This is a genomic window from Pseudomonas sp. LS_2 (genome assembly GCF_042709235.1).
Lineage (GTDB): Bacteria > Pseudomonadota > Gammaproteobacteria > Pseudomonadales > Pseudomonadaceae > Aquipseudomonas.
Map to the genome: position 1 here is coordinate 1 of NZ_JAVAYC010000072.1, position 962 is coordinate 962.

The 962-nt window shown below is 66.6% G+C and carries 1 protein-coding gene; it reads right to left on the bottom strand.

All coding sequences use genetic code 11. The features are described 5' to 3' along the window. Window positions 1-962, bottom strand: a 962-nt coding sequence (locus RAC97_RS24595) for an AMP-binding protein (protein WP_375102216.1), incomplete at both ends; no start/stop codon positions are given.

A 962-nucleotide genomic window follows, 5' to 3' on the forward strand; every position in this document is an offset into this window, starting at 1 on the left:
TACCAAGACAGGTCTTCGATGGGCTCGCCGAGGGGGCTGCTGGCGTCCAGCTCCAGGTCGGCCAGGGTCAGCGGGCGGTAGGTCACGTGCACGGTGGTTTCGGTGATGCCGTACATGTTCACCAATTGCGGTGCCTGGTCGCCGAAGCGCTCGAACCACGGGCGCAGGCTTTTCACGTCGAGGGCCTCGCCGCCGAAGATCACGTGGCGCAGCTGGTGCTCGCCCGGTTCGGCACAGGCCACTTGCATCAATGCCTTGAAGGCTGAAGGGGTCTGGTTGAGCACGGTGACGCCCTGCTCGCACAGCAGCTGGTAGAACTCGCGCGGGGAGCGGGTGGTGTCTTGCGGCACGACCAACAGGCGGCCGCCGTAGAGCAGCGCGCCGAAGATTTCCCAGACCGAGAAGTCGAAACCGTAGGAGTGGAACAGCGTCCATACATCTTGCGGGCCGAAGCCGAACCCGCGGTCGGTGGCCGAGAACAGGCGCAGCACGTTGCGGTGCGCCAGCAAGGTGCCCTTGGGTTTTCCGGTGGAGCCGGAGGTGTAGATCACGTAGGCCAGGTTGTCCGGGCCTACCGACGTCACGGGGTCATCGTCGCGTTCGCTGACATCACCCAGCAGCACCCAGGGCAATTGAGCAGGCACCGGCAGGCGCTCCAGCACTTGCGGCTGGGCCAGCAGCAACGCGATGCCGCTGTCTTCGATCATGTAGGCCAGGCGATCCTGCGGGTAGGCCGGGTCCAGCGGCACGTAGGCGCCGCCGGCCTTGAGGATCGCCAGCAGGCCCACGACCATCTCCAGGCTGCGCTCCACTGCCAGGCCCACCAGCACCTCCGGGCCGACGCCACGGTCGATCAGTTCATGGGCCAAGGCATTGGCACGGCGATTGAGCTGGGCATAGCTCAGGTGCTGGCCATCGAAGGTCACGGCGACGCGCTCGGCATGCTCGCGCGCCCGCTGGGC